Annotated in this window: 9 protein-coding genes; 4 read left to right on the forward strand and 5 right to left on the reverse strand. The window is 59.0% G+C overall.

The window, feature by feature from the left end:
* Positions 1 to 7: 7 nt before the first annotated feature.
* From ACW9HW_RS04070 to ACW9HW_RS04090, 5 genes are all read right to left on the reverse strand, one after another.
* Positions 8 to 1,396, reverse strand: a complete 1,389-nt coding sequence (locus ACW9HW_RS04070; RefSeq protein ID WP_457398524.1) for an SrfA family protein — start codon at positions 1,394 to 1,396, stop codon at positions 8 to 10.
* 539 nt (positions 1,397 to 1,935) lie between these two features.
* Positions 1,936 to 3,429: a YifB family Mg chelatase-like AAA ATPase gene (locus ACW9HW_RS04075; protein WP_457398527.1), complete on the reverse strand. Its 1,494-nt coding sequence runs from the start codon at positions 3,427 to 3,429 to the stop codon at positions 1,936 to 1,938.
* A 170-nt stretch (positions 3,430 to 3,599) separates the two neighbouring features.
* Positions 3,600 to 3,770 (reverse strand): hypothetical protein, encoded by a 171-nt coding sequence (locus tag ACW9HW_RS04080; RefSeq protein WP_457398529.1) that lies wholly within the window; start codon positions 3,768 to 3,770, stop codon positions 3,600 to 3,602.
* Positions 3,771 to 4,051: 281 nt separating this feature from the next.
* Positions 4,052 to 4,564: a BRO-N domain-containing protein gene (locus ACW9HW_RS04085; RefSeq protein ID WP_457398532.1), complete on the reverse strand. Its 513-nt coding sequence runs from the start codon at positions 4,562 to 4,564 to the stop codon at positions 4,052 to 4,054.
* Between the two features lie 436 nt (positions 4,565 to 5,000).
* Positions 5,001 to 5,261, reverse strand: a complete 261-nt coding sequence (locus ACW9HW_RS04090) for an accessory factor UbiK family protein (protein WP_095196219.1) — start codon at positions 5,259 to 5,261, stop codon at positions 5,001 to 5,003.
* Positions 5,262 to 5,681: 420 nt separating this feature from the next.
* Between ACW9HW_RS04090 and glnK the strand changes: the two genes are divergently transcribed.
* From glnK to sutA, 4 genes are all read left to right on the forward strand, one after another.
* Positions 5,682 to 6,020, forward strand: coding sequence for a P-II family nitrogen regulator (gene glnK, locus ACW9HW_RS04095; RefSeq protein ID WP_002555808.1), 339 nt, complete (start codon positions 5,682 to 5,684; stop codon positions 6,018 to 6,020).
* A gap of 35 nt (positions 6,021 to 6,055) precedes the next feature.
* Positions 6,056 to 7,393, forward strand: a complete 1,338-nt coding sequence (locus tag ACW9HW_RS04100; RefSeq protein ID WP_207267719.1) for an ammonium transporter — start codon at positions 6,056 to 6,058, stop codon at positions 7,391 to 7,393.
* Between the two features lie 215 nt (positions 7,394 to 7,608).
* Positions 7,609 to 8,034, forward strand: a complete 426-nt coding sequence (locus ACW9HW_RS04105) for a secondary thiamine-phosphate synthase enzyme YjbQ (RefSeq protein ID WP_008030499.1) — start codon at positions 7,609 to 7,611, stop codon at positions 8,032 to 8,034.
* Between the two features lie 101 nt (positions 8,035 to 8,135).
* The gene (gene sutA, locus ACW9HW_RS04110) at positions 8,136 to 8,459 is read left to right on the forward strand and encodes a transcriptional regulator SutA (RefSeq protein WP_007980816.1); all 324 of its coding nucleotides are present in this window, start codon (positions 8,136 to 8,138) and stop codon (positions 8,457 to 8,459) included.
* The last annotated feature ends 197 nt before the right edge of the window (positions 8,460 to 8,656 follow it).

Genomic DNA, 8,656 nt, shown 5'->3' on the forward strand with positions numbered 1-8,656 from the left:
TTCCGTTTTATTCGGCCACTTGCCGCATGGACATGGGGAATTGTTCTTTTCCGTAACCGCCGGTGCAGTCCGCGATCGTGGTCGCCCCTTTGCGGCAGTTGACCTTGGGCATCTCGTAAGTGCTGCCATCGGCGCAAACGGCCTGGCCCTGGCTGTCGATGGCCAGGCTGCCACCCTTCATAGTAGCGCTCACCGGCCCGCTGCATTTCGAGCCGTCGGCCTGGTGCACGGTGACTTGGCCCTTACCGTCCTTGAGCTGGTATTCCAGACGCAGCGGTTTGCCGGTTCGGCGGTCCTGAATCCCGGCGCCTGCGCTGTACTGACCATCGAGAAACCTGGCGGCACCGTCGGCGGCGTCTGGCGGGATGCTCAGGGGAGGGCCGGGTTTTGCGGCGGCGGATTTTTCTGCTTCGGGCGATGTGACATCCGGCGGCGCGGTTTTGTTTTCGGGTGGCTCAGTTTTGGTTTCCGGTGGCGCAGTTTTGTTTTCCGCTGCCGGGTCAATGGCCGGATCTTTGGTCAAGTCGGCGGGTGCCATGTCAGCCTCGTTACCCTCGACGGCCGACGTTTCCACACCATGCGTTCCGGTCACGGCGGTGCCGGTTCCAGTGGTTGAGCCTATAACGGTGCCTGTCACCGGAACGCTGTTGAGTGTCGTGACATTGCCGGTCACTGGCGGCTCTTCCAGTTGTTTTTCCACCGGTACAACGCCCTTAGGCAGCAAATCTACCGCCACCAACGGAATCGGGACGCACCCTCGCAGGCCGAGCAACAGCCACAAAAGCAGCAGCAGGAGCGGCAGCAGTAACAGCCACCACCAACGACGCCACCACGGACGAGCAACCACCGGCATAGGGGGGGCAACAACAGGCGCTTCGGCCACGGGTGGCAGCGTGAACGCGGGCGGGACCTGATAGAGGCAGTGCAGGGGATCGCCATTGCCGGTACCGGCATGTTCGAAACCCCAGAAGGTCAGCACCGGTTTGCCTTGCACCAGGTAGACGAAATTCTCGTCGGGGAAATGAATCACGCGCTTGAGTAGCTTGCCGAACACGGCTTTGTCGCCTTGCTGCGGTTCGGCGGAGTCAGTGCCCAGGAAACGCTGGCTCAATTCTTCGAGCGCGGTTTTCAGGGCTTCCAGCTGGCGGCGGGCAGGGGCGCGTTCTTCTTCGGTCGCGCTGCTCCACGGAATCACATCGCCGTCGAGGGCGCTGTACCAATCGATCTGGTTGCCCAGTTCATCGCTTTGAGGGATGGCCAGATGATCGACCAAATCGGGGTTCTTGCGGCGAATGGCTTCGCGCAATTGCAGGGCTGCCCGGTAGACCGGTTGTCCTGTTTCGCCGAGGGCAGTGAATGACCCGCTCTTACCGCTGCGTAATAGTGCCCCGCGCATTCAAACTCCATACGATCCGTTGCGCAAAAATGACAGACATATATATCTGTGCTTGCTCCTGCAATTAGCGGGCGACCTTAATGTCATTATGACATCGCCGTCAATCTGCAGAAGGTTCAAACCTCATGAGACTAACGTAAGCGTGCGGAGGTTGCATAAGGTCAATTTTAATTAGCTTGGGAAGGTTCGGGCGTAAGCTTTTTCAAGCTTATTGAATCGTTTCATCAGGGCTAAAAAAAGCGCTATAAAAAAGGCACGACGCCAAGAGTGGCTTTCTCCCTATCCCCGCTCAACGGTCGTGGCGGCCTGGGCGGACTAGAAGGCTTGGGTTGGAGCCAGGAACGAGTTTTTCCTATAACCGCCTGTTTTGGTCCCGATTATTGGAGTTAAAGCAGAGGTAGTTACTGATCAAGTACAGCTTGCTGGCGGATTAGGAGGCTGTGGATAAGGCGTTACATCGGGTGAGCGAGATTCAGTGCGCTCGGGAAACCGAGGTGCGATAAACGCCGTTCGTTGATTTCGCCAAGGCGTCATTCTGGTCAGTTTGTGCTCGGTCGATACTGCAGCGCCTCAGCCAGATGATCGCGGGTGATGCCATCAACTTGCTCAAGGTCCGCCAGGGTGCGTGAGACTTTAAGCAGCCGATGGGCCGCTCGCAGTGACAAGGTCAATCGCTCACACGCCGTTTCCAGCCAGGCTTCGTCGGTTGTGGATAACTTGCAGTGTTCGCGCAAGCCCGGCAGATCAAGGAAAGCGTTCGCGCAGCCCTGGCGTTTTTGTTGTCGCTCTCGGGCGTCGGCAACCAGCACTGCGGCGGTAGCGGTGTCGTCACCGGGTTTCAGTGCAGGGTTCAATGCCGTGGCTTCCCGAGCGACGGTCAGGTGCAGGTCGATTCGATCCAGTAGCGGCCCTGACAGCTTGTTGCGGTAACGCTGGACCATGTCCGGTGTACAACTGCATTTGCCGCTGGGTTCGCCAAGATATCCACAGGGGCACGGGTTCATCGCGGCGACCAATTGGAAGCGGGCCGGGAAGCGGACGCGGTCCTTGGCGCGGGAGATTACGATGTGACCGGATTCAAGCGGCTCCCTTAACACCTCCAATACCTTGCGATCGAATTCCGGAAGTTCGTCGAGAAATAGAACGCCATGATGGGCGAGGGTTATTTCGCCGGGCTGTGGTTTCGAGCCTCCGCCCACCAGCGCCGGCCCGGACGCCGAGTGGTGCGGCTGACGAAACGGGCGCTGCGGCCAATGACTCAACGGCAAGCAACTGACGACAGATTGAATGGCTGCCACCTCCAAGGCCTCACTTTCGGCCAGCGGTGGCAACAGCCCCGGCAGGCGACTCGCCAATAGTGTTTTCCCCGTCCCCGGTGGCCCGCTGAACAGCAGGTTGTGAGCGCCTGCGGCAGCAATCAGCAGCGCGCGCTTGGCCGCGAGTTGCCCCTGTACTTCATTCAAGTCGGGATAAGGTTTGCTGGCGTAGAGCAAACCATTGGAAACATAAGGCTCAATCGGTGTATGCCCATTGAAATGCGCCACGGCCTCCAGCAAATGATCCACCGCAATCACTTTCAGCCCCGAGGCCAGGCACGCTTCCTCGGCATTCGCCCGCGGCACCATCAGCCAACGCCCGGCCTTGCGCGCCGCCAGCGCCGCCGGCAACACCCCTCGAACCGCCCGCACTGCCCCTGACAGTGCCAATTCTCCCAAGCACTCCACGTCATCCAGCGTCAACGTCGGCACCTGCACACTGGCTGACAGAATCCCCAAGGCAATGGCCAGATCGAACCGCCCGCCGTCCTTGGGCAAATCCGCCGGCGCCAGATTCAAGGTGATGCGTCGTGCAGGAAATTGCAGCCCCGAATTGATAATCGCACTGCGCACCCGATCCTTGCTCTCCTTCACCGCCGCTTCGGGCAGGCCGACCATGGTCAGCGACGGCAAGCCATTGGCGAGGTGGACTTCAACGGTAACAGCGGGGGCATCCACACCAATCTGGGCGCGGCTGTGGACGATGGAGAGGGACATGGTCGTTCCTTGAGGTGAAGGGGGCCGCTTCCTGCGGTGTTTGAAGGGTAGTCAGGAGACGAGGATTTCGCGTGATGGGAGGGGGAGCGAATTTTCGCAAGATGTTGCGAGTCATCGTCGGGCGGACAGGCAAAAAAACCGCCATTCAGGCGGTTCTTTGGTAGGCAGTTTCAGGCTCTTTTGCCGGCAAGCAGGCCCGGAGGTTCAAGGTCTTTGCCGTGAGTGGCAGCGACATCAAGGAATCGTTGTTGATTGGCTGAAATATGGCCAGCTAGCCGAAACGCTTCAGCATGATATTGAACGATGAGTAGCAGCTTGGCTCTTCGCTTTTTGTGAATCATGGACACCTCCTGTGCATGGGAGTGAGATCGAACACGGCCAAAAGCGTAAGGAAAAGGGAGAGGACTGATAAATCAGGCCCGAGAACTGCTTTTTGTAGGACCATGCCGAGATAGTTGAAGGACACCAGTGAAACCGTGCGGGCGGAGCGAGTCTCGCCAATGCCATCCGTAGGAGCGAGCTTGCTCGCAAAAAATTCGAATACACCGCTTGGCATCTGGGTTTACGCGCTATCGTTCACGACCATTGTTGGCAAGCCAGCTCCCACAGTGAATTATCTCGCTCACCCGATTCGCGAAGCTCGCTTCCACCAAGGCGTATTGATCGCACGTCTTGGTTCCTCTCGATCAGGCAATACGTGCGGTACGTCCTGCAATCGAATCCACGGCTGATTATTCCAGTGCAACAAACTCAACGACATTTGCGGCCAATTGAGCAGGCTCAGTTGTGGGCGTTCGGTTTTGACGGGGTATTGGGTGTCTCGCAGGGCGGGGACGACTTCGTGGGTGAGCCATTCGCGCAGGGCTCGGTATTCGGGGCAGTAGTGGTAGACGAGGAGGGCGTAGACGCCGGATTCGCTGATCAGCAGGGTGTTTTCGATGTGGCCGTGGATGAGGGTTTTGGCGGTTTGGTATTGGTCGGGATCGAGTTTTCGGAGTTGGCGGTCGTTGAGGTGGAGGCGTAGTAGGCGGCCCAGGTCGCGGGCGCTGAACCAGGGCTGGTTTTGGATGAGTAGGGCGTGGAGGTGGAGTTTGTGGCGGGTGAAGACGTGAGGGATTAGATAGTTTTCGTCCATGCTGCAGTTCTCGGGATCATATGAAGAAAACTGCCTCTGATCGTCGCCAAACGAAAAGGGTGGCAGCTGTGCGCGGGTTGGCGAACCGGTGCATCCCGAAACCGGCAGACCCAAAGGTCTCCCACGCACGGCCGCCATAACTCGAGATGGGAATAACTCCCTCGTTCGAATGTGGTCGCGGTGCGTCGGGATTTTCCAGGTCGCCAAACCCAGTGCTGAACATTCAGCTGAGGGTGAGCTTAGGAACCGGAGCATTGCGACGCAATCGGACGGCGGATGAGAACTTTGTAGGACGTTGCCGGGATTTTTGCGGGGCTTGGGATCGAAAGATCGCAGCCTGCGGCAGCGCCTACAGATGAATCTGTAGGTCGTTCCGACCTATTCGCGAGCAGGCTCGCTCCCACAGTGGATTGGTTTCAAAGTGGGCTATGCGGTGTTACTCGGTGGGTGGGTTCAGCTTCGCTTCCATTTCCGCCACCTTCGTCTCCAGTGCCTCCAGGCGGGCGCGGGTGCGGGCGAGAACGACCATCTGACTATCGAATTCTTCCCGGCTCACCAGGTCCAGTTTGCTGAAGGCGCTTTGCAGCAGGGCCTTGAACTGGCTTTCGATTTCGGCTTTCGGCAGTGGGGTGTCGCCGCTGAAGAGGCGGGAGGCGGTGCCGGTCAGGGCGTCGAGGAAGTCTTTGGGCGCGAGCATGGGGAAAGGTCCTGGTAACAATGGCGGGCAGTGTATCACGCAGTGTCTATAGTCAATTTCGCGGGCAAGGGATGCACGCTTTTCGCGCATGCGGATGGACGGCGTCGCACCGTTGTTGTGCGTAACGTGCCGGGTGTTGTGGCGAAGTGGCGGCCATCAACCGGTAAAGGCTTGAAAACAGTGAGTTTTGTGGAGATGGCAAGCTTTCTGCTTAGACGGTAGTGACCCATGCACTGATGCAGTCACCGTGACGAATGCAGTGCGCCGAGCGAAACGCGGGGAGCGTTTGGCAAGGAGCGGTTAGCTGGCGTCGGACGGGCGGGTAAGGCCGACGATGCGTTACAAAGCCAGGCACTGCGCTTAGACTTGAGACGGGTTTGTTTTCCTGGGGCAAGTCCACCAATTCGGGAGAGAGTTTTCATGAAGCTAGTCACTGCCATCATCAAGCCGTTCAAGTTGGACGACGTGCGCGAGTCGTTGTCCGAGATCGGCGTGCAGGGCATTACCGTCACTGAAGTCAAAGGCTTCGGTCGGCAGAAGGGTCACACCGAGCTGTATCGCGGCGCGGAGTACGTGGTCGATTTCCTGCCAAAGGTGAAGATTGATGTCGCCATTGACGACAAGGATCTCGACCGGGTTATCGAGGCGATAACCAAGGCCGCCAACACCGGCAAGATCGGTGACGGCAAGATCTTCGTGGTCAATCTGGAACAGGCGATTCGCATCCGTACCGGCGAAACCGATACCGACGCAATCTAAGCCGCCACAAACCCAACGCCCCAGGAGAAAACAATATGACTCTGCGTAAAATCGCAGGGCTAGGAGCCCTGTTGTCCCTCGTAATGCCCGGCCTGGCCATGGCGGCAGACGAAGTGGCGGCCCCAGTCCTCAACTCCGGCGATACCGCCTGGATGTTGACCTCGACAGCTCTCGTGCTGTTCATGACCATTCCCGGCCTCGCGCTGTTCTACGGCGGCATGGTTCGGTCGAAAAACATTCTTTCCGTGATGATGCAGTGCTTCGCCATTACCGGTCTGATCAGCGTCCTGTGGGTCATTTATGGCTACAGCATCGCGTTCGACACCACCGGCATGGAGCAGGGCGTCGTCAACTTCAACTCCTTCTTCGGTGGCATGGGCAAGGCATTCCTGGCCGGTGTCACGCCATCGAGCCTGACCGGACCGGCGGCGCTGTTCCCTGAAGCGGTGTTCATCACCTTCCAGATGACCTTTGCCATCATCACCCCGGCGCTGATCGTCGGCGCCTTCGCCGAGCGCATGAAGTTCTCCGCGATGCTGGTGTTCATGGGCATCTGGTTCACCCTGGTTTATGCGCCGATTGCGCACATGGTCTGGTCCGGCAACGGCGGCCTGATGTGGGACTGGGGCGTGCTGGACTTCGCCGGTGGCACCGTGGTGCACATCAACGCCGGTGTGGCCGGTCTGATCGCCTGCCTGGTACTGGGCAAGCGTAAAGGTTTCCCGACCACCCCAATGGCTCCACACAATCTTGGTTACACCCTGATGGGCGCCGCCATGCTGTGGATCGGCTGGTTCGGCTTCAACGCCGGCTCCGCCGCGGCCGCCAACGGCACTGCCGGCATGGCGATGCTGGTGACTCAGATCGCGACCGCCGCCGCTGCACTGGGCTGGATGTTCGCCGAGTGGATCACTCACGGTAAGCCAAGCGCACTGGGCATCGCCTCGGGTGTGGTTGCCGGCCTGGTCGCCATCACGCCAGCCGCTGGCACCGTAGGCCCGATGGGCGCTCTGGTGATCGGCCTGGCCGCAGGCGTGGTGTGCTTCTTCTGCGCCACCACCCTGAAACGCAAAATGGGTTATGACGACTCCCTCGACGCCTTCGGCGTGCATGGCATCGGCGGTATCCTCGGCGCGATCCTGACCGGTGTATTCGCTGCACCATCCCTGGGTGGCTTCGGCACCGTGACCGACATCGCCGCACAAGTCTGGATTCAGTGCAAAGGCGTAGGCTTCACGGTGATCTACACCGCGATCATCACCTACATCATCCTCAAGGTCCTGGATGCGGTCATGGGCCTGCGCATCACCGAAGAAGAAGAATCGGTCGGCATCGATCTGGCACTTCACAACGAACGCGGCTACAACTTGTAGGCACGCGCATGAAAAAATTTGCCCGGCTTGCCGGGCATTTTTTTGTCCGCGATTTATCATTGAAAGGACGGCTGAAAGGTTTTTTCTGACAGCTTTGTGAACGTTTACGACGCGTGTTTTTGTGCCGCCGAAGGCTTACACGATTGAAGGATGATCAGGGCCTTTGTTTTTTCCCAGAGCGCGCTAGAATGCGCCCCGAACGTGCGGAGAACTGTATGTGGCAACAGACTCTGATAACCCTGCGGGCGAGGCCCCGGGGCTTTCATCTGGTAACGGACGAGTTACTCGCCGGCCTGCCTGAACTCAAGGCATGCCGGGTTGGTCTGTTGCATTTGTGGCTGCAGCATACCTCGGCGTCGTTGACCATCAACGAGAACGCCGATCCGGCGGTACGTCGCGACTTCGAACGATTTTTCAATCGTCTGATCCCACAAGGAACAGACGGCTATGAGCATAACGACGAAGGCCTGGACGACCTCCCGGCGCACTTCAAGGCCAGCGTGCTTGGCTGTCAGCTCAGTTTGCCGATTTCGGCGGGCAGACTGGCGTTAGGGACCTGGCAAGGCGTTTACCTGGGCGAGCACCGTGATTTTGGCGGTGCCCGTAAAGTCCTCGCCACCGTGCACGGTGAAGAGGCATGAACCGCTGGTCACCAGCGGTTATTGAATTTTTCCGGCAGCCTTCGACAGAGGGCAAAGCTGGGCTATAACTAATCTGCTTTTCGCAAGTCATGAGGTAGAACATGAGCGACGATGATCTGGAAAACGACGACCTCGAAGTAGGCGACGACGACGAAACCGAAGAAGGTCTGGAAGCAGCGGCCGAAGACGTCGCTGAAGACGACGGCGGTGATGCCCCCGTTCCGACCGCCAAAGGCAAGGCCAAGGCTGCGGTATCGGTCGATGAGCTGCCGAGTGTCGAAGCCAAGAACAAGGAACGTGACGCCCTGGCCAAGGCCATGGAAGAGTTCCTGGCTCGTGGCGGCAAGGTGCAGGAAGTGGAGGCCAACGTAGTCGCCGATCCGCCCAAGAAGCCTGACAACAAGTACGGCAGCCGGCCTATCTGAGCCTGCTTCGCGCTTGCTGAAAAAGCCCGCCGTCGCTGCGGGCTTTTTCATGCCCGGAACAAAATGCCGGGATCTTCTGCGACCCCTGTGGGAGCGGGCTTGTGTGGCGAGGGAGCTTGCTCCCGCTGGGTCGCGAAGCGGCCCCAAAACCTTTGCGTCTGCTTCGCAGCCGAGCGGGAGCAAGCTCCCTCGCCACA

The sequence above is a fragment of the Pseudomonas sp. SDO5532_S415 genome (assembly GCF_054071155.1).